The sequence below is a fragment of the Staphylococcus coagulans genome (assembly GCF_002901995.1).
GTDB classification, from domain to species: Bacteria; Bacillota; Bacilli; order Staphylococcales; family Staphylococcaceae; genus Staphylococcus; species Staphylococcus coagulans.
This window is the reverse complement of record NZ_PPQN01000002.1, coordinates 12,895-37,609: the sequence shown is the minus strand read 5'-3', so window position 1 is coordinate 37,609 and position 24,715 is coordinate 12,895. Positions and strand designations below refer to the sequence as shown.

21 protein-coding genes are annotated in these 24,715 nt (G+C 35.6%); 5 read left to right on the top strand and 16 right to left on the bottom strand.

Annotated features, from left to right (window positions below):
• Window positions 1–75 precede the first annotated feature (75 nt).
• The gene (gene map / locus CD118_RS00570; protein ID WP_103356075.1) at window positions 76–837 is read right to left on the bottom strand and encodes a type I methionyl aminopeptidase; all 762 of its coding nucleotides are present in this window, start codon (window positions 835–837) and stop codon (window positions 76–78) included.
• A 97-nt stretch (window positions 838–934) separates the two neighbouring features.
• Here map and CD118_RS00565 point away from each other — a divergent pair, with 97 nt between their 5' ends.
• On the top strand, window positions 935–1,933 hold the full coding sequence (locus CD118_RS00565) for an FUSC family protein (protein WP_050345421.1): 999 nt from the start codon (window positions 935–937) through the stop codon (window positions 1,931–1,933).
• Between the two features lie 93 nt (window positions 1,934–2,026).
• Here the strand turns inward: CD118_RS00565 and gatD are convergent, their stop codons facing one another.
• Both gatD and murT read right to left on the bottom strand, forming a co-directional pair.
• On the bottom strand, window positions 2,027–2,749 hold the full coding sequence (gatD, locus tag CD118_RS00560) for a lipid II isoglutaminyl synthase subunit GatD (protein WP_050345420.1): 723 nt from the start codon (window positions 2,747–2,749) through the stop codon (window positions 2,027–2,029).
• Window positions 2,742–4,061 carry a lipid II isoglutaminyl synthase subunit MurT gene (murT, locus tag CD118_RS00555; protein ID WP_050330543.1) on the bottom strand — a complete coding sequence of 440 codons (1,320 nt, stop codon included), beginning with the start codon at window positions 4,059–4,061 and terminating at the stop codon, window positions 2,742–2,744. The genes gatD and murT overlap by 8 nt, the downstream gene beginning before the upstream one ends.
• A gap of 194 nt (window positions 4,062–4,255) precedes the next feature.
• On the opposite strand from murT, the gene CD118_RS00550 reads away from it, so the two are divergent.
• Both CD118_RS00550 and CD118_RS00545 read left to right on the top strand, forming a co-directional pair.
• Complete coding sequence (locus tag CD118_RS00550; RefSeq protein ID WP_016425518.1) at window positions 4,256–4,759, top strand: ferritin; 504 nt, start codon at window positions 4,256–4,258, stop codon at window positions 4,757–4,759.
• A 228-nt stretch (window positions 4,760–4,987) separates the two neighbouring features.
• Window positions 4,988–5,548 (top strand): 3'-5' exonuclease, encoded by a 561-nt coding sequence (locus CD118_RS00545; protein WP_103356074.1) that lies wholly within the window; start codon window positions 4,988–4,990, stop codon window positions 5,546–5,548.
• Here CD118_RS00545 and dinB read toward each other — a convergent pair.
• Window positions 5,543–6,613 (bottom strand): DNA polymerase IV, encoded by a 1,071-nt coding sequence (gene dinB / locus CD118_RS00540; protein WP_103356073.1) that lies wholly within the window; start codon window positions 6,611–6,613, stop codon window positions 5,543–5,545. The two genes, CD118_RS00545 and dinB, sit on opposite strands and share 6 nt — an antisense overlap.
• Before the next feature lie 289 nt (window positions 6,614–6,902).
• On the opposite strand from dinB, the gene CD118_RS00535 reads away from it, so the two are divergent.
• A complete protein-coding gene (locus tag CD118_RS00535; protein WP_060829673.1) occupies window positions 6,903–7,256 on the top strand; it encodes an SdpI family protein in 354 nt (117 codons plus the stop codon).
• A gap of 172 nt (window positions 7,257–7,428) precedes the next feature.
• Here CD118_RS00535 and CD118_RS00530 read toward each other — a convergent pair whose 3' ends face one another.
• From CD118_RS00530 to gatC, 6 genes are all read right to left on the bottom strand, one after another.
• Entirely contained in the window at window positions 7,429–7,983 is a 555-nt protein-coding gene (locus CD118_RS00530) for a metalloprotease family protein (protein ID WP_050330539.1), read from the bottom strand.
• 75 nt (window positions 7,984–8,058) lie between these two features.
• Window positions 8,059–9,420: a 23S rRNA (uracil(1939)-C(5))-methyltransferase RlmD gene (gene rlmD, locus CD118_RS00525; RefSeq protein ID WP_103356072.1), complete on the bottom strand. Its 1,362-nt coding sequence runs from the start codon at window positions 9,418–9,420 to the stop codon at window positions 8,059–8,061.
• Between the two features lie 154 nt (window positions 9,421–9,574).
• Window positions 9,575–10,507, bottom strand: a complete 933-nt coding sequence (locus tag CD118_RS00520) for a diacylglycerol kinase (RefSeq protein WP_103356071.1) — start codon at window positions 10,505–10,507, stop codon at window positions 9,575–9,577.
• A gap of 717 nt (window positions 10,508–11,224) precedes the next feature.
• The gene (gatB, locus tag CD118_RS00510; RefSeq protein WP_050330535.1) at window positions 11,225–12,652 is read right to left on the bottom strand and encodes an Asp-tRNA(Asn)/Glu-tRNA(Gln) amidotransferase subunit GatB; all 1,428 of its coding nucleotides are present in this window, start codon (window positions 12,650–12,652) and stop codon (window positions 11,225–11,227) included.
• A gap of 13 nt (window positions 12,653–12,665) precedes the next feature.
• Entirely contained in the window at window positions 12,666–14,126 is a 1,461-nt protein-coding gene (gene gatA / locus CD118_RS00505; protein WP_103356070.1) for an Asp-tRNA(Asn)/Glu-tRNA(Gln) amidotransferase subunit GatA, read from the bottom strand.
• Between the two features lie 2 nt (window positions 14,127–14,128).
• A complete protein-coding gene (gatC, locus tag CD118_RS00500; protein WP_050345415.1) occupies window positions 14,129–14,431 on the bottom strand; it encodes an Asp-tRNA(Asn)/Glu-tRNA(Gln) amidotransferase subunit GatC in 303 nt (100 codons plus the stop codon).
• A 357-nt stretch (window positions 14,432–14,788) separates the two neighbouring features.
• Here gatC and putP point away from each other — a divergent pair, with 357 nt between their 5' ends.
• Window positions 14,789–16,342, top strand: coding sequence for a sodium/proline symporter PutP (putP, locus tag CD118_RS00495; RefSeq protein ID WP_060829670.1), 1,554 nt, complete (start codon window positions 14,789–14,791; stop codon window positions 16,340–16,342).
• A gap of 216 nt (window positions 16,343–16,558) precedes the next feature.
• Here the strand turns inward: putP and CD118_RS00490 are convergent, their stop codons facing one another.
• The 6 genes from CD118_RS00490 to purB all read right to left on the bottom strand — a co-directional run bounded on the left by CD118_RS00490 (window position 16,559) and on the right by purB (window position 24,668).
• On the bottom strand, window positions 16,559–17,767 hold the full coding sequence (locus tag CD118_RS00490; protein WP_050330529.1) for a CamS family sex pheromone protein: 1,209 nt from the start codon (window positions 17,765–17,767) through the stop codon (window positions 16,559–16,561).
• 11 nt (window positions 17,768–17,778) lie between these two features.
• Window positions 17,779–19,782 (bottom strand): NAD-dependent DNA ligase LigA, encoded by a 2,004-nt coding sequence (gene ligA, locus CD118_RS00485; RefSeq protein ID WP_050345414.1) that lies wholly within the window; start codon window positions 19,780–19,782, stop codon window positions 17,779–17,781.
• A 3-nt stretch (window positions 19,783–19,785) separates the two neighbouring features.
• Entirely contained in the window at window positions 19,786–21,978 is a 2,193-nt protein-coding gene (pcrA, locus tag CD118_RS00480; RefSeq protein WP_103356069.1) for a DNA helicase PcrA, read from the bottom strand.
• The gene (gene pcrB / locus CD118_RS00475) at window positions 21,978–22,667 is read right to left on the bottom strand and encodes a heptaprenylglyceryl phosphate synthase (protein ID WP_050330524.1); all 690 of its coding nucleotides are present in this window, start codon (window positions 22,665–22,667) and stop codon (window positions 21,978–21,980) included. Before pcrB ends, pcrA begins: the two co-directional genes overlap by 1 nt.
• Window positions 22,668–23,003: 336 nt before the next feature.
• Window positions 23,004–23,306 carry a YerC/YecD family TrpR-related protein gene (locus CD118_RS00470; protein ID WP_016425534.1) on the bottom strand — a complete coding sequence of 101 codons (303 nt, stop codon included), beginning with the start codon at window positions 23,304–23,306 and terminating at the stop codon, window positions 23,004–23,006.
• A gap of 66 nt (window positions 23,307–23,372) precedes the next feature.
• Window positions 23,373–24,668, bottom strand: a complete 1,296-nt coding sequence (gene purB / locus CD118_RS00465; protein ID WP_103356068.1) for an adenylosuccinate lyase — start codon at window positions 24,666–24,668, stop codon at window positions 23,373–23,375.
• Between the last annotated feature and the right edge of the window lie 47 nt (window positions 24,669–24,715).

The window sequence follows — 24,715 nt, the reverse complement described above, 5'->3', positions numbered from 1 at the left end:
CCCCTATTATAAAATGGTCCTGCGCCTTAAGGAATAGGCTACAGAACCATTTCTATTTAAGACTTAAGTCTCAATCTATTCAGCATCGATGCTTTTTGTTGTTAATACTGGTCCATCTTTTGTGACAATCACCGTATGTTCAATTTGCGCAACAAAACTTTTATCTTTAGTTTCAAATGCCCATTCATTTTTACCTTCTGTAACATAAGTTGCATTTGAAGAAATAAAAGGTTCGACTGCAAGTACCATACCTTCTTTGAGTAACGTTTTTTCTTGAGGATCAAAATAGTTTAAAACATGTGCAGGCGCTTCATGTAAAGATTCACCTACACCATGACCTGTTAAGTTTTTAATGACTTTCAAATCATTTTTACGCGCTGTCGCATGAACAGCTTTCCCGATTTGACTCAACTTTGCGCCTGGTTTCACTTTTTTCATGGCAGCATCAAACGCTTCTTGAGCGACTTCACATACTTTATGTTTAATTTCTTGATCTATCTCGCCTACGACAAATGAAATACCTGTGTCTGCATAATAACCATTTTTCAGTGCAGATACATCAATATTCACAAGATCTCCTTCGCGAATCACACGTTTGCTTGGAATTCCATGTGCGACTTCTTCATTCACACTAATACAAGTTTGGCCAGGAAAATTTTCATCATGAATCGGTGCAGAAATCGCACCTGAAGCTTCAAACATATCTTTCGCAATATTATCTAGCTCTTTTGTTGTAATGCCTGGTTTTGTTGCTGCTTTCATAGTATCTCTAATATTTGCGCAAATTGCACCAATTTCTTTTAAAGCTTGTAATTCTTCATCAGTTTTTACTATCATTTTTATCCCGTTCCTTTTAAAAATTTATACAGTCCTTATTATAACAAAAAATTTTTGATATACTAATAATGAACTATGGAACAGGAGATTTTGAATTATGAAGGATAAATGGTACAAAAATTTAGTAGGTGCCCGCACACTTAAAACCGGCTTAGCCACTTTTTTAACTGCATTGTTTTGCTTATCACTGAATCTTAACCCCATTTTCGCTATTTTATCAGCAGTTGTGACAATAGAACCCACCGTTAAGGCTTCCATTCGAAAAGGCTATAAGAGGCTTCCAGCCACAGTAATGGGCGCATTTATCGCTGTCGTCTGTACTTATTTTTTGGGCGATGATTCCGCATTTACATATGGATTAACTGCGACACTTACTATTTTATTATGTATCAGATTTAATTTACATGTGGGAATTACCGTTGCCACTTTAACCGCATTAGCGATGATTCCAGATATTCACGACAATTATACATTCAACTTTTTCTCTCGCTTACTTACTGCAATTATAGGCTTAGTCACGGCTGGATTGGTCAACTTTGTGATTATGCCTCCCAAATATTACAATCAAATTGATGCCTTAATCGAAAAATCTGAAAGAGAAATATATCATTTATTTGATGAACGGATGAAGGAACTTATGTTAGGTTTATTTCAATCCGATAAAAGTGATAAAGCAGTCGAAGCACTTCATGTGTTAAACACCCGTATTGAAGAACTTTTAGGTTATCAACGTGATGAATTGAAATATCATAAAGAAAGAAATCACTCTGAAGAATGGTTGCGTCTTCGTAAATTAACCAACCGGGCACATGAAAATCGACTAATGATTACCCATTTATCCAACATCATCTATTTACCAAAAGATGCGATGATGTTATTTAGTCATGATGAAAAAATCGCTATTATTTCAATTTCTCAACGCATTGATCAAATTTTCAAATGCGGAACGTTTATGCCAGAAAGAAAGGCGGCTACAACACTTAAAAATTCAGTTAAAAGTTTAAATGACTTTGATCAAAACCAAGTTAAAAGTCATACCATTTATGAGATATTGTTGATATATCGTCTTCTTCTTTTGAGATACAGGGTAAAATAACTAAGACAACAAACGTTAGATAGTCTAACAATAAAAGCGTGAGATAGTAGAACTCAGAAAGTTCTTATCCCACGCTTTTATTGTTTATCAATCTTATTTTTGTTTTCGTGTACGGTCAATTAATACTTGTTTAGCTTGTTCTTCTTCAGCATTATCAATATGAAGGGGTTCAAACGGAATACCTTTTCGTTCTGCAGCAGCTTTCAATAAATAGTCCGTCATTTCATGGTTTTTTGGTAAAATTGGACCATGTAAATAGGTTCCTAACAAATTTTTATAATGTAGACCTTCTTTTTTATCTGTATCATTATTACCATAACCATAGGTCACAGTCCCTAGCGCATCATATTGATGATACGTCCGTCCACCATGATTTTCAAAACCTACAATCGTACCAAAAGTCTCACTTTCGATTACAATGTCCCCTGTCAATCGCTCTTGATTCGCCTCTGTATAAAAATCAAGAATGTGTAAACCTTCGAGTACTTCACCGCTTGGTGTAATATATTTTTCTCCTAAAAATTGATATCCACCACAAACTGTCAATCCTGGCATTCCATCTTCAATGGCTGTCTTCAACTCTGTTTTTATTTTACGCAATGACTCAGTCGCTAAGCTTTGTTCTCGGTCACTGCCACCTCCGATAAAAAACAGGTCCGCTTTTGATAAATCAATATCACTTGTATCGTTGATATCTACGACATGAAGTTGAATATTTCTTTGTTTTGCTCGATATTTGAGCGCCATAATATTACCAATATCACTATATAAATTTAATTTATCTGGCATAAAATGATAAACCGTTAACTCATGCATTAGGCTCATCCTCCTCAAACGAGCGATTTAATTGTTCAAGCATTGGTGCTAAAGACGTGTAGTTTGGAATCGCAACTGTAAAACTATCATAATTCATAGTCATTGCTGTAGCTTTATAGATATCTTTTTCAAGAATAATTGGAACATTTACTTCCGCAATTTTTAAGCGTAATTGTAATTCTTCCGCTCTTGCCCCTGTCACAATAATCGCTTCAATTTCTTGCTCGCTTAACTTTTCAAAATCGGCGTCATAAATCCATGATGTATCTTTACCATCTGCCGCAAAATCATTTAAACTGATTACATATACTTTAGATTCATTTAATTTCTCTCCCATCGCAATGGAAGCATTCATACCTGCAGGGTTTTTAGCTAAATTAATGAGCGCTTTTTTTGTACCTCTTTCGAAATACTGCATTCGACCATTATCAGACGTATATGTTTCAAAACCTTTTTTAATAGCTTCATTATCTAAACCAAGCTCTTTTAAAACTGTATAGGCCGCTAACGCATTATACGCGTTAAAATCCCCAGCTATTTTCATATCAAATGTCGCATCATTGACATTCATTTTAATAAAAGGATCAATTGCAAATGATTTCACTTCGTATTTTGGGGTTTGGCGATTGAAACCGCATCGACATGTATAATGACCCAACTGATTATAATGAATATGGGAATAGTTTAAAAGCGCCCCACAATTCGGACAGTAACGACTTTCATTCATCGTAGACTGTTCAAACGTATACGCATGCGCTTTCATTCCGTAATAAGTGACGTGATCACTCGCAATTTTCAAGCGACTGACGAACGGGTCATCTGCATTTAATAACAGATGAATACCTTTACCTTGAATCGCTGAAATAATACCGTTCACCATAATGTCAATTTCTCCAAAACGATCCATTTGATCTCTGAAAAAATTAGTAAAAACCATTTTCGTTGGCGTCATTTCCTTTAAAACACGAGGTATTGAACCTTCGTCAATCTCTATAATTGCAATTTTTGTTTGATTTGAAGATTGAACAATGAAAGCTGAAGTGATGCCAGCTGCCATGTTTGCTCCTTCATTATTGTGAATAATTTCAATGTTATTCGCTCTTAATGTATGACCGATTAAATTAGAGGTCGTCGTTTTACCATTTGTGCCACTCACAAATACAACTTCATCAACACGACCTGCTAATTTACGTAAAATATCTTTATCAATTTTTCTCGCAACTTGACCTGGCAAATCTGTCCCTTTTCGGCCTGTTGCACGACTTGCTTTTCTGGCAAGTTTTGCCATATGAATTGCTGTCCATTGTCTCATAGCACTTTCTCCTCCAATTTACTTAAAACATTATACCATGACGCGCGATTTTACAAAATAAATTAAACGATGAAGATTAACGTCCCTATTTTTAGGATATATTTATCGTCACCCACTCGAATTGCATTTTTGCATCAATGGGTTAAAAAAGGTAAAATGTCTGTGGGGCACAATCTTACAATGGGGTGACTTTTATGTTAAATCAAAAATTACTAGATGCTTTAAATCAACAAATGAATCATGAATATTTTGCAGCTCATGCGTATATGGCTATGGCTGCATATTGTGACTATCATTCTTATGAGGGCTTTGCAAATTTTTATATAGAACAAGCTAAAGAAGAACGTTTTCACGGTCAAAAAATTTATGATTACATCAATGATCGTGGTGAAAAAGCTGTATTCAGTGACTTGAATGCACCTAAAGTTGACTTTAATTCTATACTTGAAACGTTTGAAGATGGACTCAAACAAGAACAACATGTCACAAAACATTTTTATGAACTCTCTGAAATCGCACGTGAAGAAAAAGATTATGCCACAATTTCATTTTTAAACTGGTTCTTAGATGAACAAGTTGAAGAAGAAGCGATGTTTGAAACGCATATCGATTATTTAAAACGTATTGGCGATGATGCAAATACCCTTTACCTATACGAAAAAGAATTAGCTTCACGTCGATTTAACGACCAAGCATAATTGAAATAAGAATCAGTTATATTCAGCAAAGTCGGTTGCTGTTAAACAACGATTTATATTTTTATCATGCGAAACTTTTAAAATTAAATGAGACATCCATCTCTACGCTATTGTTTTGATGGATGTCTTATTTATATTCATCATGCAATCTATCATTATGAAAATTATTTTTATGATTTCTTAGATTATGTTAATATTTATATATCTTTTTTAACGGAGTTGAATGACATGGCAAGTAATGCCTTTGTAGCACTCGATTTTGAAACTGCCAATTATAAAAGAACAAGCATTTGTTCAGTGGGTATGGTCAAAGTGATTGATAATCAGCTGACTGAAACATTTTACACATTAGTCAATCCGAAAGATTACTTCTCACCGCAAAATATTAGAATACATGGTATTCATCAAAGCGATGTACAAGATGCACCTGATTTTGCGTATGTGTATCCTTATATGTTGCAATTTATAGATAATTTACCTGTTGTCGCGCACAATGCTGCATTTGATATGTCTGTATTGCATGCTAGCATTCAAGCTGCAAATATACAAACGCCTGCAATGACTTACTTTTGTTCTTATCAATTATCAAAACGTACTGTTGCTTCCAAACGACACGGACTTAAACATATGATGTCACATTTTAAATTGGATTTTCATGGTCACCATGACGCTTTAAATGATGCTAAAGCATGTGCCATGATTACTTATCGCCTTTTAAAACACTATCCGAGTTTAGAAAATGTGCTTCAAATTTACGGTAAACAACTGACCGATAAAGATTCATTATAAATAATCATAAATGGTCATATTTCGAAAAAACGCATCTTGCAAACTACCGACTGTGACCCCGATTAATCGAATCGGTGTATCTGCTTCTTTAAGCTCATAATAAAGTTCGTAAGCCACTTGATAAATGTCTTCCGCTTCTCTGACTGGTGTATTTAAACTTCGTTGTTTGGAATAATTTTCAAAGCGATCCGTCTTAATTTTCACTGTCACAGTTCGTCCCGCTTGATTCAATTTTTCCAGTCGCTCGGCAATTTTATCACACAGCATTTCAATTTTTTGTAATATCTCTTCGTCATCATTCGTATCGATTGAAAAAGTACGTTCTGCCCCCACGCTTTTCCGAATCCGCTCTGATTTAACACTTCTCTGATCACGCCCCCGTACACGCTCATAAAGATGTTGGCCTTTCTTTCCAAAAAGTTGCACAAGCTCTCTTTCTGATTTTTGATATAAATCTTTTCCATTAAAAATGTCATGCTGTTGCATCTTCACTTTTGATGCCTTCCCTACACCTGGAAAATCACCGATATCTAACCCCATTAAAATATCATGTACATTGTCATAATCAATGACTGTGAGTCCATTGGGTTTATTCATCCCACTGGCTAATTTGGCAAGAAACTTATTATATGAGACACCTGCGCTTGAAGTCAGCTTCGTTTTCTCATAAATGTCTCGCCGTATAAATTGAGCGATACGAGATGCAGGAAGGTCGGGTCGTACTAAATCAGTAATGTCTAAAAAAGCCTCATCTAAAGACAAAGGTTCCACTTGATCTGTATAACTTTTAAATATATCCATAATTTGTTGAGAAACTTCTCGATACACTTCATATCTCGGCGTAACATAATAACCGTCCGGGCATAACTGGTGGGCTCTCGCCATAGGCATGGCTGAATGTACACCAAAAGCTCTAGCTTCATAAGATGCTGTAGAAACCACACCCCGACCACTTGCTTTTCCACCCACAATAACAGGCTTTCCTCGTAATTTTGGATGGTCACGTACTTCCACTTGTGCAAAAAAGAAATCCATATCAATATGAATAATACGACGCTCGCCCATATAACACCCTCCTCTCATCCATCGCTTTCCTTCACATACTTTAATTTAAACGGATAGATTTGTTTTGTTCTATCAATTTGACTGGCTCTTTAAATCTAACTCGTGAAAATCGCGCTCTATTTACTTAGACAAATATGATTATAGTTACATCAAAACATTTAATATTAAAAAACAAATTAAAACCAATCGCCCAATTACCAAAAATAATTATGCTATAAGTTGCTAAAAAATACTATAATAATAGAGATTAGCAACTATACAGCCTACCTAACAAAGGAGATGGAAACCTATGTTATTAACAGTCATCAATTTGATTTATTTACTCGTTATAAAATTAATACACTTTGCGCTAAAAAATCATATTGGTGATCAACCCAACCTATGGATTGGTTTTAGAACGCCTACGACATTAAAATCGAAAGAAATTTGGCTATTTGCTCAGCGCCAATTTTTAAAGGATTTTCTCAAGATCAATATAATTTCACTCATTATCGGCATCGGTTGGTTGATTTATGATTTGCTTCACTTTATTCAAGAAACATCAATCATCATACAAGCTTTTGTCATTATCTTCATCACTTTTATCATCGTTATCACCACAGAGATTAAAGTACGAAAATTTGCTAAGACACAGCAAAAATAAATATCTAATTAGCTTCGGAATTCCCCTGGATAATGATGTTAGACCCATTGACTTTATAACTCATTTCATAATAAAAATCGACTACACTTTAATGAACGGTGCACTGTGACATGCCGTTCGTTTTAGTGTGGTCGATTGTTGATCTTCACATGTGCATTTATCATTGAAGATTTTAATCATTCATTTTATTTGTATAGTGCGTTGGCTTCTGTTGATATAATATTAATCCGTCTTCTGTCATTTCAAAATACTGTGCTTTTTTATCTTTCAACGCGATAAAAACAAGGTAAAAAGAAATTAAACAATAACCCATGTAAATCGCAAAAACAAATATAACAGATGTATAAGGCAGGTTGATGAAAATAACAAATAACAATAAACAAATTAAAACGGATGGCAGTAACATTACCGTTAAAAACGTAATTCGATTAAAGAAATACTCAGGCAAAAATGTTAAAAGTACACCGTTTTTCAGTTGATAGGAACGTGATTGTTCATTTGAAATCATCTTAAAAAGTAATGTTTTCATCCCCTCATGAAAACAAACGATAACCAAAAAACCTAAAATACCGATAATTATATTTGTAAAAAAGCGTTGTTCTTGAATTGTAGTGACAATCATCGCCCATTTATAACTCAATACGATAAAAGCTAACACAACTATAACCTGAAGCAATAAGAAGCGCTTCATCACTTGCCTATTATGAAAAAGGTCAATTCTATACATGCATTCACCCTCTTATGATGTATCTGTTATCTCTATTATAACTTACAATTGTATACAGTTGTAGCGACTAAAGCCCTATTTTCTTTCTAAAAGTGCCATAGTTTCAACATGTGTTGTATGAGGAAACATATCTACTGGCGTTATCTCTTTTAATTCATATTGATCGGTGAGACTTTCGATATCTCTTAACTGCGTACTTGGATTACAAGAGACATATACAATGCGTTGAGGTGCAAGTTGATTCAAAGTCTGAATAAATGTTTCGTCACAGCCTTTACGAGGGGGATCGACGGTAACAACATCGGGTTGAATACCTTCTTTCTGCCACTTCAAGATAACATCTTCAGCAGCACCCGCAACAAATGTCGTATTAGAAATATGATTTTTTTGTGCGTTTCGTTGCGCATCTTCAATCGCTTCAGGTACCACCTCTACCCCATACACATGTTTCGCATGTGGCGCCATAAATAAGCCAATTGTCCCTATGCCACAATATGCATCTAGCACAGTTTCACGACCTGTTAACTTAGCATATTCGAGTGCTTTCGCGTATAACTTTTGTGTTTGTGTGACATTAATTTGATAGAATGACAAATCTCCAATTTCAAAAGTAAGTTGTTCCAATTGATCTTCAATGATTTCTTGACCATAGATTGTACGAGATGTTTTTCCCATAACCACGTTGGATCGATCATGTTGAAAGTTCAACTTGATACTTTTTATATTTTTAAATTTTTGTGTTAATGCCGCTACAATTTCATCTTGATATGGAAGTTTCGTCCCATTTATCACAAAGATAACCATAATCTCTTGTGTATAATAGCCTTTTCTAACAACTAAATGACGGACTAATCCTTTATGTTGTTGTTCATCATAAGGCGCGATGTGATATTTTTTCAATAAATCCTTCACCATATTCATCATTTCATTTTGATCATCATATTGAATGAGACACTGTTCCATATCAATAATTTGATGACTGCGTTGACGATAAAATCCCATTTCGACTTCATTATGACGCCCTGTACCTACAGGAATTTGTGACTTATTACGATAATGCCAAGGGTGCTCCATTCCAACTGTAGGATGAATAGGCACATGTGTCATCTTCCCTTTGTGATGGAAAAGATTAATCACTTGTTTTCTTTTCATCTCCAACTGCGCTTCATAAGAAAGATGTTGTAATTGACACCCACCACATTGTTGATAATAGACACAAGGCGGTTCGACACGGTCTTGACTTGGTGATTGAACTTCTATTAACTTCCCTATCGCAAAATTCTTTTTAACTTTAATAACTTTATATTTTATTTTCTCATCGACTAAAGTTTGTGGAATAAATATCGGATAACGTTCCTTTTTGACTACACCATGTCCTTCATGTGTGAGATCCACAACTTCCCCTTCATAAACTTCATTTTTTTTGACTAAACCCATGTTATTCAACTCACTTTTTCGAATTAGAAGTCCTTTTAACCAAAGATAAAGGAGTGGAATCAAATCTAACACTAGATTTAAAATTCCACCCCACGTTGATGTGTTGCTTCATCAAGATAGTATAACACGATACGATGGTAACACTTCATCCATTTTATTCAGACTGCGTCGGTTCGTCAATCAGTAATTCATTGCGATCTTGCCCTGGCGAAAAGACCTCGATATGACGGACTAAGTTTAAAAAGTTCGCAGGTAACTGACCCCCGTACTCACCATCTACATTTAATGGCATATCGCTGAACGAAGAAATATTAATCGACTGTGCCTTATGGTAGTGTACTTTTGGATGTTTAATATGTTCCCCTCTAGAAGCCAAAGTCATAATATGACCGAGTTCAGCTAAATTTGCTTTTTCCACAATTAATAAAGTAAATTTACCGTCATCTAATTTGGCATTCGGCACTAGTTTTTCAAATCCTGCCATTGAATTCGTTAATCCAAGTAGGAACAACATAATTTCACCCTCAAAAACATGTGAATCATATTCAATTCGGACATCAACCGCATGCATCTGTGGCAACATTTCAAATCCTTTAATGTAATATGCAAATGGGCCAACTATTGATTTTAACTTGCTAGGTGCCTCGTACGAAACCTCTGTGATTTTTCCGCCACCCGCTAAATTAATAAAATAGCGACTATTCATTTTTCCAATATCGACTTGAACTGTTTTGCCTTCCAAAATGACATCAACCGCTTCAAATATATCTGTAGGTAAATGGAGCGCTCTTCCAAAGTCATTAACTGTTCCCATAGGAATCAATCCAAGCTTAGGACGTTGTGGCTTTTCGGCAATACCATTCACGACTTCATTTAATGTCCCGTCACCACCTGCAACAACTAACAAATCATAATGCGCATCTATAGCTCGCGCAGCTTCTTCCGTTGCATCGCCTACCCTTTGTGTGGCATAGGCACTTGTTTCATAACCAGCCTGTTCCATTTTAACAAGCACGTCAGGCAAAGCTCGTTTAAACATTTCTTTTCCTGATGTAGGATTATAAATTATTCTCGCGCGTTTTCTCATTTCTATCCCTCAATTTTTCAGTACTCACAACTTATATTATAGTAAACATTGTTGTATTGAAAGCTAAAAACGTCTAAATTTAATCAAATTTATTCAAAGTAGCGACTGCTCCTCTATTGTTCCCATCACACATAGACATTTAAGGTTGACGTTAAAGGCTTTTGATGCTGTAAATCTAACTATTTCTATGCACTTAAAACATTTGGTATATTATCAACCTTTATTTCAAGATTAATTATTTGAAACTAGTTTATAGTTATGATTTTATTTGATTAAATATAATTAATCATGTATTTTTTGTGTATAAACATTATTTAAGAATTTCTGCAATGAAATGAATATCGGAGGTAACTTAGTGAAAAAGGCGAAGGAAAATTTGGATATTTATATGAGAAGCTTACCTTTTTTAGGACTGATAATTAGCTGTTTCTCACTTATATTGTTTTTCTTTATTTTGAAAGCCGATGGAGATTTTTTTGTCATTTTTACTTATTGTTTAATACCATTTCTTGTTAATACATCTGTGTATGGGGTATATATGCTTTTTAAAAAGAATCTATAATCTAACAATCGGTTTTTAAAAAGTAGATAGGACATTTATGATTTTAAGACTAAATTTTAGATAATACGTTTGTACTTGAGGAAGTCTTTTTTTAATATAAAAAACGGGGCTGAGCGTGAAAACCCAGTCCCGTTTTTTATATTGAAATTAAACCCTTATTGCTTTTCTAATTCTTGTTTTAACAATTGGTTTGCTAATTGTGGATTAGCTTGTCCTTTAGATAATTTCATGATTTGACCTACTAAGAAGCCCATCGCTTTTCCTTTTCCGTTTTTAAAGTCTTCAACAGATTGTGGATTACTTGCAATTGCCTCTTGAACAAATTTAAGAATTTCACCTTCATCTGAAATTTGAACAAGCCCTTTATCTTTCATGATTTGCTTAGCATCCCCACCATTTTTAGCTAATTCAGGGAATACTTTTTTCGCAATCTTACTACTCATCGTACCATCTTGAATCAATTTGATCATGCCTGCTAAGTTCGATGGTGTAAGTGCTGTATCTTGTAATTCAATTTGGTTTTTATTTAAATATTCATTAACCCCGCCCATTAACCAGTTTGAAATGAGCTTCACTTCTGCACCTTCAGCCACTGCTTCTTCAAAGAAGTCAGACATTTCTTTTGTTAATGTTAAAACGTGTGCATCGTATTCAGGTAAACCATATTCTTTCACATATTTATCTTTACGTGCATCTGGAAGTTCAGGGATTGAGGCACGAACACGCGCTTTCCAGTCTTCATCAATGTACAATGGCACGATGTCTGGTTCTGGGAAATAACGATAATCATCTGATGCTTCTTTAACACGCATCAAAATTGTTTTACCTGTTGATTCCTCGAAACGACGTGTTTCTTGTAGAATTTCGCCACCATTTAAGAGTTCTTCTTCTTGGCGTTTAACTTCATATTCTAAACCTTTACGAACATTGTTAAATGAATTTAAATTTTTCAATTCGGCTTTTGTACCAAATTTTTCTTGTCCGTAAGGTCGTAGAGAGATGTTCGCATCACAACGTAACGAACCCTCTTCCATTTTACAGTCAGATACACCTGTATATTGAATGATAGAACGTAATTTTTCTAAATAAGCATATGCTTCTTCTGGTGAACGAATATCAGGTTCTGAAACGATTTCAACAAGAGGTGTCCCTTGACGGTTTAGGTCAACAAGTGAGTAGCCGTTTTTATGTGTTGATTTCCCTGCATCTTCTTCCATATGCAATCTTGTAATACCAATACGTTTTGTTTCACCGTTCACTTCAATATCAATATAACCATTTTCTCCAATAGGTTGATCTAATTGAGAGATTTGATAGGCTTTTGGATTGTCTGGGTAAAAATAGTTTTTACGGTCAAACTTAGATTCTGTAGCAATTTCCATATTTAAGGCCATCGCTGCACGCATTGACCAGTCCACTGCACGACGGTTAACCGTTGGTAAGACACCAGGATAACCTAAATCGATCACGGTTGTGTTTGTATTTGGCTCAGCACCGTATGCTACTGGTGCATTCGAAAACATTTTTGAGTCTGTTTTCAATTCAACATGGACTTCAAGTCCGATTATTGTTTCAAAATGCATTGATTGCCACTCCTTATAATTTTTGATATTGATCGTGTAAATTAAATTGCGTTTCGTATTGATGTGCCACACGGTAAACTGTTTTTTCATCAAATGGCTTACCAATAATTTGTAAACCGATAGGACGACCATTTTCTGCTAAACCACAAGGTATAGAGATACCAGGTAAACCTGCTAAGTTGACAGGCGTAGTTAACAAATCGTTTGCGTACATTGTCAATGGATCGTTGATTTCAGCTCCAATATCAAATGCGACAGTTGGTGTTGTCGGTCCTAAAATAACATCATAGTCTTCAAATACACTTTCAAAATCTTGTTTGATTAATGTACGGACTTTTTGTGCTTTTTTATAATAGGCATCATAATAGCCTGAACTTAATACATACGTACCTAATAAAATACGACGTTTTACTTCTTGACCGAAACCTTCACTTCTTGAAAGTTTGTATAATTCTTCTAATGTTTGTGCTTCTTTAGAGTGGTAACCGTAACGAATACCATCAAAACGTGCTAAGTTAGATGATGCTTCCGCTGAGGCAATCACATAGTAAGAAGGGATACCATAAGATGTTCTAGGTAATGATACTTCTTCAACAATTGCACCTAAAGATTTAAACGTTTCTACCGCTTTCAATACCGCTTCTTTGACTTCTGGGTCGACACCTTCGCCAATATATTCTTTAGGTAAACCTATTTTCATTCCTTTAATATCTTGCCCAATTTCTGATGTGAAATCAGTTGATCCATCTGGTGCACTTGTTGAATCCATTTCGTCTTCACCAACGATGGCTTCTAAAACAAGCGCATTATCTTTCACATTTCTTGTAATTGGACCAATTTGGTCTAACGATGAGGCAAATGCGACAAGGCCGTAACGAGAAACACGACCATAAGTAGGTTTCAAACCAACAACACCACAGTAGGCTGCAGGTTGACGGATAGAACCTCCTGTGTCAGTACCTAATGTGAATGGCACCAAACCAGCTGCGACTGCTGCTGCTGAACCTCCTGAAGAGCCACCAGGTACAGCTTTATGATCGAATGGGTTAACAGTTTTTTTGAAGTAAGACGTTTCTGTAGATCCACCCATAGCAAACTCATCTAAGTTGACTTTACCGATTAACACACCATTTTCATGATGCAACTTTTTCATCACTGTAGACTCATAAATCGGTACAAAACCTTCTAACATTTTACTTGCACAAGTTGTCTCAAGACCTTCTGTGATAATATTGTCTTTGATACCCATTGGAATACCAAACAATTTACCATTGATTTCGCCTTTCGCTTGTAATTCATCTAATTCTTCGGCTTTTTTAATTGCATTTTCTTTATCTAACGCTAAAAATGATTGGATTGTAGGATCAGTTTCTTCGATTGCTTGATAAATATCTTTCACAATTTCTGAAGGCTTAATTTGATTCTCCTTGATCATCTTTTGCAGATTTTCAATAGACTCATAACGGATGCTCATATTTATGCGTCCTCCCCATTCATAACTGCCGGTACTTTAAATTGTCCAGCCTCAACTTCTTTTGCATTACTCAATACTTTTTCTTGTGGCAACCCTTGTCCTGCCACGTCTTCACGTAAAACATTTTGTAGATCTAATACATGATGCGTTGGTTTCACTTCTTCTGTATCGACAGCATCAATTTGATGACAAAAATTTAAAATACCTTCTAATGTTTGCTGCATATCACTTGTTTCTTCTTCAGTCACATTTAAACGCGCAAGATTAGCAATATGTGCAACCTGGTCTTTGGTAATTTCAGCCATGATGATATAGCCTCCTTAAAAATACTCTTTTATCTATAAATTGTACCAAATTCTAAGCTAAAAATCTAAAATATTTCAAAGTTCATTAAACCATTTACTGGCCTTTAATTTGATTTTTTTATCTAAGCTATCCCTCTTTAGCTTTGGTCGGTCAAAATTCAAACGTTTTAATTAGTCGATTCCAAGTCGTCCGCTAAACTATTTTATAATGAATAATACAATCGATTCATAATCACCAACTGTTCCCAACATATTTCGAAATTGTTTTTATCTTAAAAAGCGAAATACTGCTGTTCATTCATTTTTTATTCTGTATAATAAACCATATGTCACTTAAATCAAAAGGGGAGGATTCATATGTTTTTAGTTGGTTCTACTTTATCTAGCCAAGTCAATCCAGACTGGCAAACATACATCATGATTATCATCTATTTTGCCATCTTACTTGGCATTGGCTACTACGGATACAAACAAGCAACAAGCAACTTAAGTGAATACATGTTAGGTGGCAGAAATATTGGACCGTGGGTCACAGCATTATCTGCTGGTGCATCCGACATGAGTGGTTGGATGATTATGGGGTTGCCGGGAGAAGTGTACTCAACAGGTTTGTCCGCGTTGTGGCTTGCCATCGGTTTAACTTTAGGTGCTTATATTAACTATTTAGTCGTTGCACCAAGATTACGTGTACACACTGAAATAGCGGGCGATGCGATTACATTGCCAGACTTTTTTAAAAACCGATTAAACGATCAATCCAATTTAATTAAAATTATTTCTGGTTTAATTATTGTTGTTTTCTTTACACTTTATACGCATGCTGGACTTGTTTCAGGAGGAAAGTTATTCGATAGTGCATTTGGCTTAAATTATCATACTGGCCTCGTGCTTATCGCTGTCATTGTCATTCTCTATACTTTCTTTGGTGGTTATCTTGCTGTTTCAATTACAGATTTCTTCCAAGGGGTCATCATGTTAGTGGCAATGGTCATGGTGCCAATTGTCGTCTTACTTAAACTTAACGGATTAGATACTTTTCATTCCATCGCAGAGATGAAACCGACAAACCTCGATTTATTCCGTGGTACAACTTTGATTGGTATTATTTCATTCTTTGCTTGGGGACTAGGTTACTTCGGTCAACCTCATATTCTCGTTCGTTTCATGTCCATCCGTTCGATTAAATTATTCCGTTTCACTCGCCGTATCGGTATTAGCTGGATGGCTGTCGGTTTATTAGGTGCCGTATTTGTTGGTTTATTAGGAATCGCATTTGTACCGGCTCAAGGTGTCACAATTAAAGACCCTGAAACTTTGTTCATATTGATGAGCCAAGTCCTCTTCCATCCATTGGTAGGCGGATTCTTGTTAGCCGCTATTTTAGCAGCCATTATGAGTACAATTTCATCACAATTACTCGTTACATCTAGTTCGTTAACAGAGGATTTCTACAAGCTCATTCGTCAGGACAAAGCAGATACAGAAAAGCATGAAAAAGAATTTGTTTTAGTCGGTCGAATCTCAGTAATCATTGTAGCATTAGCTGCTATTGCAATTGCATGGACACCAAATGATACGATTTTAAATTTAGTAGGAAATGCGTGGGCAGGTTTTGGTGCTGCATTTGGTCCTTTAATGATTTTATCTCTTTATTGGAAAGGATTGTCTCGAACAGGCGCAATCAGTGGTATGATTGCTGGTGCACTCACAGTGATATTATGGATTGTCTTTGCACATCCTTATGGAAAGTTCAATGACTTCTTTAATTTATATGAGATCGTTCCAGGTTTTCTAGCAAGTTTAATTGTTACAATACTCGTCTCAAAAGTTACGAAAAAACCAGGTGATTTTGTTGAACAAGACTTAAACGAAGTCAAACGTCAACTTCAAGAAGCGAAAGCACATCAATAACGCTTCATTGCCTCATACACACTATTCATTATATAAAGCATCTGGGAAATAAATCCCAATATAAAGAGGAAGCGCTAAGATGATTATTAATAGACAATCATCTTGGCGCTTCCTTTTGATATAAAACTTCTTATCGAATGACTTTGCTTTCCTAGGGGACAGCCTCAGCCTGTAGTCTTCAGCTTGCCCTGTTTCCTCAAGAGTCTCATCATAACGTTAATTTTGATAAATATGAATTTGAGGCGATTTATCATCTTTTGTTTTTGAAATAAGTGCGCGTGATTCACTTCCATCTTTAATATGAATTTCGTAATTATCGACTGCTTTGAAGTCTTTTTCCGCCAATTGTGTTACATATTGTGTAATACCAATTAACTCAGCCTTGCCATAATAGTCAATAGGTAAATCCACTACAAGTTTTTTTACTTTTTTATGTTTAAATTCTGCTTTACCAACTGCCTGTGTAAAGTTAGAAAAATAAGATTGTAGACTATTGTTAAAGTCTTTGAAGTTCGCATTTAAATTTTCATTTAAATCTTCAGCATCCCCTGAAGGTAGTAAAACAGTTTTTTGATCTAATTTTTGCCATTCAGATAATTTAGAGCCATTTTCTTCTGAAGTGGCATAACTTACAAAATGGCCGGGTATAATGTCTTCTTGTCCAGACTGGATGTAAACAGCAAATGTAATTGGTATATCTTTCAAGTCTTCATTTTCTCTCAGTCTTGATAGAATTTCCTCCGCCATTTCTTGACCTTTTTCTTTAACTTCTTTTTTGTCTAACTTTTCATTGTAGGTCTCACCATATTTTTCTTTTTGATAGTAATAAATACTATTCATCGCAAGACCTATAGTCATACCCTTAATATTATTTCCTTTCGTATCGCCATTATCATAATAATCTTGCTCTAGGATGTTAGAGAGATATGCTGGCGAATTTTTAGCGATTTTTTCTTCATCTGTTTCGCCATTTACTGAAGGGTTTAAACCTAAGTTTTCAGTCGCGTTTTTCTCTTTCTTTTCTTTATCACTCATTTTATCCAATTCTTTTTTTGTATATTTAGGCTTAAGATAGGCTTTAATGGTATCTTTGTCTAAATATTGACCATCTTGATAAAGATAATCATCAGTCGGATAGACCGTTTTACTAATATCAAGCAGACCATCTTCAAAATTTTCTCCATTATAGCTATTCGCCATATTTTCTTGAATAAGACCACGCGCTTGACTTTCTTTAAAAGGAAGGATTGTTCGGTAATCGTCTCCTTGAACATCTTTATCAGTCGCAATTTGTTTCACTTTATTACGATCTTGTTGTTGAGATTCGGTGTTTTGCTTTGAAGATTTGGAATCTTTATCATTAACAGGTGAACACGCTGTTAACACAAGCGATAAACCTAAAACAAGCACAATTGACTTTTTCATCGCCTAACTCCTTACGCTTTAATTTCGGATTGTTTCTCTATAAAATCTTGTTCCGTCCACACCATTGTACCAAGTGATTCTGCTTTTGTTAATTTTGATCCTGCATCTTCACCTACAATAACTAAATCTGTTGATTTTGTGACACTGCTTGTAACTTTTGCACCTTGTAATTTCAACCAATTAGAAGCTTCCGTTCTCGTCATTTGTTGTAACTTACCTGTGAGAACAATCGTTTTACCTGCAAACTCAGGATGACCCTCGATTTCAGATAGTTTTTGTCCTTTAAAAGTCATGTTCACATCTTTTGCCTTTAACTTTTCAATGAGCGCACGAATATCATCATTTTCTAAATAAGTAATCAAGGACTGTGCTAATTTTTCACCCACATCATAAATTGCAACAAGTTCTGCTTCTGTTGCTTTAAATAATCGGTCCATCGTTTCATATTTTTCTGCGATGACTTGACTCGCCTTTACACCTAAATGACGAATACCTAAACCAAACAATAAATGTTCTAACGACTGTTCTTTTGATTTTTCAATCGCATTGAGTAAATTTTGCGCTTTCTTTTCACCCATTCGTTCTAATGGCAATAAATCTTCTTTTGTCAGATAAAAAATATCACCTACGTCTTTGATAAGTTGTTGCTCATACAGTTGCTCAATAATTTTCGTACCAAGACCATCGATATTCATCGCTTGTCTTGATACAAAATGAATTAACCCTTCAACGAGTTGTGCTTGACATTTAGGGTTAATACAACGCAATGCAACTTCGCCTTCTATGCGCACCAATTCGTGACCACAACTTGGACAATGTGTTGGCATATGGTACTTAACTACACCATCTGTCCGTCTATCCAATATGACACGCACCACTTCAGGGATAATATCTCCTGCTTTTTTCACAACAACACTGTCACCGATACGTATATCTTTTTCATGAATTAAATCTTCATTATGCAAAGAGGCTCTTGAAACAGTTGTTCCGGCCACACGTACTGGCTCTAAAATAGCCGTTGGTGTCACTACACCTGTTCGACCAATACTCAACTCAATATCTAATAAGTCCGTGATGACTTCTTCAGCCGGAAATTTATAAGCAATCGCCCATCTTGGAGATTTTTGAGTAAAGCCCATTTCCTCTTGGTAATCAATGTTATTAACTTTGATAACGATGCCATCGATATCGTAAGCTAACTGCTCACGCTGTTCTGTCCAATAATGAATATAATTAATGACCTCTTGCATTGTCCCTTTTTTACGTCGCTCTGGATTTGTTTTAAAACCGAGAGTATCCAGTTCATCTAGCGCTTCGCTTTGGGTCGTAGCATCTAATTCTGTAAAGTCATTGATGCTGTACAAGAAAATATCTAATTTTCTTGCAGCTGCTAATTTTGAATCTAACTGACGTAAAGAGCCTGCAGCTGCATTTCGTGGATTGGCAAATGGTTGCTCACCACGTTCCGATTTAGCATCGTTAAGCTTCAGGAAAGATTTTCGTGGCATATAAGCTTCCCCTCTAACTTCAAAAGAGATATTCTTTTTTAAAGTTAAGGGAATGGCTTGAATCGTTTTTAAATTCTCTGTAATGTCTTCACCAGTGGTACCGTCGCCTCGCGTTAATCCTTGAACAAATTTACCATTCACATATTTCAAGGAAACCGCTAAACCGTCGATTTTCAACTCGCACATATATTCCACTTCTCCGACAGCATCTCTCACACGTTGATCAAACTTTTTTAAGTCTGTTTCGTTAAATGCGTTCGATAAGCTCAGCATTGGCGTATCATGACGAACTTTTTCAAATGATGATTGTGCTTGCCCCCCTACTCTGACAGTAGGTGAATCAGAAGTTTTTAGTTCAGGATGATTTTCTTCAATATCAATAAGCTCATGCAACAATTTATCATATTCACTGTCAGGGACACTTGGGCTATCTTGAACATGATATTCATAGTTATACTGATGTAGCAATCGGTGCAAAGTTTCAACACGTTGCTTTAGTTCTGTCATCCCTTAATCCTCCTTTTTAGAAATCGGTGCAAATTGTGCTAACAAACGTTTAGGCCCTTCAGATTTAAAAATAATGTCCAATTCAACCGAACCATTTTTATTATTTACGTTGGACACCATGCCTTCACCCCAAGTTTTGTGCGTCACTTTATCCCCTACTTTCCAATCTGATGAAACGGCAGATTGGTTACGATTTTGAACTGTACGCTGGCTAAATCCACGTTTAACTGGCTTTTTACGTGATCCTATTGTTGTAGATTGACGTTGTTCAGGAAGATTCAACAGGGATTCTGGGATTTCGTTCAAAAAACGAGATCTAGGATTGGATTGTGGTCGTCCATATAACGTCCGAGATGAAGCATGGGATAAATACAACTCTTCTTCAGCTCGCGTGATGGCCACATAACTGATTCTTCGTTCTTCTTCCATTTCATGATCATCTTCACTTTTGATTGCACGTATATGTGGAAATATTGACTCTTCCATCCCAATAATAAATACAACTGGGAACTCTAATCCTTTCGCTGAGTGCATAGTCATCAAAGTAACGCCATCTTCTAAGTTGGCTTCATCCACATCTGCAACCAATGATAAATCTGTTAAAAAGTTAATTAATGATTGCTCTTCTAACGGTGTATTTTCTTCATAATCATGAGGAACAGACATAAATTCATCGATGTTTTCCAATCGACTTCTCGCTTCTAACGTTTGTTCACGTTCCAACATTTCACGATATCCAGATTTTTCAAGCACTTCTTCAACTAATTCACTAATCTCAAGAAACTCTTGCTCTTTCATTAAATGACTCATCAGTTCATAAAATGTTGCAGCAGCTTGAGTCACTTTTTTAGATAAACCGATAAAATCAACCTCCGCAAGCGCTTCAAACATACTCATATCATTTTGAGCTGCATAAGTGGCAATTTTTTCAACAGACGATGGGCCAATCCCTCTTTTTGGCACGTTAATAATGCGCTGTAAACTGATATCATCAGCACTATTTGCGATAAGACGTAAATAACTTAAAAGATCTTTGATTTCTTTACGATCATAGAACTTTTGTCCACCCACCATGACATAAGGTACATTAGATTTCATAAACGTTTCTTCAAGCACACGTGATTGCGCGTTTGTGCGGTATAAAACTGCGATATCTTTATAATGTTTCCCTTTCTTCTGTTGTTTTAATATCTCTCTGACGACAAATTCTGTCTCGTCTCTTTCACTTACCGCTTCGTAGTAATGAATTTTTTCGCCTTCTTGATTGGCTGTCCACAAGCCTTTAGGTTTACGCTCAGTGTTGTTTCGGATCACTTCATTAGCTGCAGTTAAGATAGTTTTAGTAGAACGATAATTTTGTTCAAGATAAATTGTGCGTGCATTTGGGTAATCTTCTTCAAATGATAAAATATTTTGTATATCTGCACCACGCCAACCATAAATGGATTGATCTGAATCACCCACGACACATAAATTTTTAAACTTTTGCGCAATTAAATTCACTAAAGTATATTGCGCTTTATTTGTATCTTGATACTCATCTACATGTATATATTGGAATTTGTTTTGATAATAGTCTAATACATCAGGAACACGCTCAAATAATTTAATTGTTGTCATAATTAAATCATCAAAATCTAACGCTTGATTTCGAATCAGTTGCTTTTGATAACCTTCATAGACCGTAGCGACCATTCGACTATAAAAATCATTCGCCTCTTCCATCGCATGTGCAGGTGTTTTTAATTCGTTTTTTAATTGGCTAATCGCACCAATAAACATACGTGGCTCATACTTTTTAGGATCAATATTATTCGCCTTCAACACATCTTTTATGACTGATTTTTGATCAGTAGGATCAATGATTGTAAAATTTCGTTCAATCCCTATTCGATCTGCATCTCGGCGTAAAATACGCACACACATCGAGTGAAAAGTTGACATCCAAATCACTTCTGCTGCTTCTCCCACTAACGCTTGAACACGTTCTTTCATTTCTTTTGCTGCTTTATTTGTAAATGTGATGGCTAAAATGTGATAAGGAGATACATCTTTTTCATCTAGTAAATAAGCAATGCGGTGTGTTAAAACACGTGTTTTGCCTGATCCCGCACCTGCCATAATTAAAAGCGGTCCTTCTGTCGTTCTTACCGCTTCACTCTGTTCTTTATTCATATTCTTTACGAGTGGATTCATTATGTTCTCTCCTTTATTTTAGTCGTTTTAATAGCTGCTTTAATATCTTCATAGATGACATTACCCACTATAATTGTATCTGCAATCGCTGCCATTTCCTTCGCTTTTTCAAAATTGGTAATCCCACCACCGTAAAAGAGTTGGGTATGCTCTAATTCATCTTTGGCAGCTTGTACCATTTCAGGTTCACCATATTGACCGCTATATTCGATATAAAGGATAGGTAACCGGTACAGTTTTTCAGCCATCTGTGCATACGCAATAACGTCGTCTTCATCTAAGTTTGCCGATGCTTGCGTATGTCGACTCACTTGACTATCTGGATTTAACACAACATAACCCTCAAAAATCAATTCATCAAAATCAATCATATGACCATATGCCTTTAAGGCACGATGTAGCAAGCCGTTATGAAATGTTACATCGTTACTGTTCAAAACAGTAGGTATAAAATAAAAATCAAACCCTGGCATCGTGCTCTCAAGATTTGAAATTTCTAATGCTAATGGTAATGGGTAACGGCGCACACGACTCATCAAATGTATGACATTATCTTCTGTCACTTGGTCCGTGCCACCTATCATAATTGCGTCTGTATTAGACATACAAATCATCTCTAAATCTTCATCTGATATTTCTTTCGCTGGATCAAGTTTAAAAATGTGACGCCATTCTTTTATATCATACATGAACCTGACTCCTTTATTTTTCGTAACTTATATTATAACACTTTTGACTATTGATATCTAAAGTTCATCACCTTTTCAATATAGTTTTTCGATTCATTTTTTGAACCTTTTTTAAATGGAGAAAAGCTCATTGATATATGTCTTCTTAATGGCACATTATCCTCATGGCACTACTCATAAAAAGCGAGACCGTATACGATGAACAATACGATCTCGTTTATCAAAAATAGAATGAATGCTTCTCTACAAAATATGATGCACACTTAAAAATACTCCTTACAACTTCCATGAATGGAAATGCTGTAAGGAGCACGATTAATATAGTGTTTTAGTGCTTTACATTTCTGTTTCAATGTTCATACGCTCTAATATCATTGTATAGGCATCATTGCCCCACTGTAAAGAGCGCTTCACACGTGAAATTGTAGCTGTTGAAGCACCAGATTCTTTTTCAATTGTTGCATAGGTATAACCTTGCTTAATCATTTTGGCAACTTGAAGTCTTTGAGATAAAGATTGTAACTCATTGACAGTACATAAATCGTCGAAAAATTGATAACATTCTTCTCGTGTTTCTAATGTCAAAATCGCATCAAACAACTCATCTAATGCTTTTCCACGTAATTTTTCAATTTGCATGCAAACAGCCCCTATTTATATAATCTAACACTACTTAACCAATTAAATCGTTTTTGAGCCATCTATTTACTCTAAGCCGACTCTTTTAAATATTGTATCAACTTGATTGAGGTGATGTCTAGGGTCAAAGCAAGCATCTAAAGCTTCTTTTGATAACTTGTCAGTAATTCGCGTATCTGCTTCTACAAGTTCTCTAAATGGTGTTTTTGTTTCCCATGATTCCATCGCTTTTGGTTGAACAAGGTCATAAGCTTCTTCACGAACCATCCCTTTATCAATTAATGCTAAAAGGACGCGTTGTGAGTAGATTAAACCGAATGTTTTATTTATGTTTGCAGTCATATTTTCTTCATATACTGTTAATCGGTCAATAATGTTTGCAAAACGATTTAAGGCATAGTCCAATGCTATTGTAACATCTGGTAACATAATGCGCTCAGCTGAAGAGTGAGAAATATCGCGTTCATGCCATAATGCTACGTTTTCGTATGCAGTCGTTAAATAACCACGAATGACACGTGCTATACCAGTGATGTTTTCAGAGCCGATTGGATTACGTTTATGCGGCATTGCAGAAGAACCTTTTTGACCTTTTGCAAATGATTCTTCAACCTCACGTGTTTCTGTTTTTTGTAGGTTACGCACTTCGACAGCAAATTTTTCAAGAGAAGTTGCAATTAAACTTAATGTCGCAATATAGTATGCGTGACGATCTCGTTGCAATGTTTGTGTAGAGATTGGCGCTGTTCCAATTCCTAAATGTTTACAAACATATGCTTCAATTTCAGGTGGGATATTCGCAAAAGTACCGACTGCACCACTCATTTTACCGACTTCTATTTCTGTTCTTACACGTTTGAAGCGTTCTAAGTTGCGCTCCATTTCCGCATACCATAGCGCCATTTTCAAACCAAATGTAGTCGGTTCTGCATGAACGCCGTGTGTACGTCCCATCATCAAAGTCGTTTTATATTTTTTAGCTTTAGCTGCTAAAATTTCAATAAAATGTTCCAAGTCCTTTTCGATAATGTCATTCGCTTGCTTGATTTGATAGCTTAATGCTGTATCAACCACGTCAGTTGAAGTTAGACCATAATGAACCCATTTGCGTTCTTCACCCAAAGTTTCTGAAACTTGTCTTGTAAAAGCAACGACATCATGGCGTGTTTCTTGCTCAATTTCTTTTGCTCTTTCAACATCTACACGTGCATGTTGACGAATTTTTTTAACTTCATCTTTTGGAATGTAACCCAGTTCGCTCCATGCTTCACTAGCAAGAATTTCAACTTCTAACCATGCTTCATAACGGTTTTGATCAGTCCAAATTTGAGCCATTTCTTCTCTTGAATAACGTTCAATCATCTTATATAAACTCCAATCTTCTAATTTAGTTTCATTATATCAGAACT